Annotated in this window: 1 pseudogene; it reads left to right on the forward strand. The window is 45.8% G+C overall.

Features of this window, described 5'->3' with window-relative positions:
• Positions 1 to 550, forward strand: a pseudogene (locus tag R7044_RS27340) (anthranilate synthase component I); the annotation flags it as partial.

The following is a 550-nucleotide window of genomic DNA, read 5'->3' on the forward strand; positions in this document are numbered from 1 at the left end:
GACTTTAGAATTCATCCAACCATGCGATACGATTGATGAAGATTCTCGTCTACGAGAAGCCTCTTCTTTTGATGCGCTTCGTTTGGTACAGCACAGTTTTGATCTTTCTTCGCAAGACAAACATGCCATTTTCCTTGGTGGCCTATTTGCGTATGACTTGGTGGCGAACTTCGAACCATTAGGAGACGCGGTAGCAACAAACCAGTGTCCGGATTACGTCTTCTATGTTGCGGAAACATTGCTGGTTGTAGATCACCAAACAGAATCCTGCCAACTGCAAGCAACATTGTTCGTTGACGGCTCGCAAAAAGCAGCGCTAGAAAGTCGAATCGAAGATATCCGAGCTCAATGCACATCGCCAAAGCGTCTTCCAGACGCAACGCAAGTGGCCAATATCACAGCTCAACCAAGCGTTTCGGATCAAGATTTCTGTCAAATCGTCCGTGATCTAAAAGAATTCGTGGTAAAAGGCGATATTTTCCAAGTGGTTCCTTCTCGTAGATTCACATTGCCTTGCCCTTCTCCGTTGGCAGCTTACAAAGAGCTAAAG

The organism is Vibrio sp. 1402, from assembly GCF_033340275.1.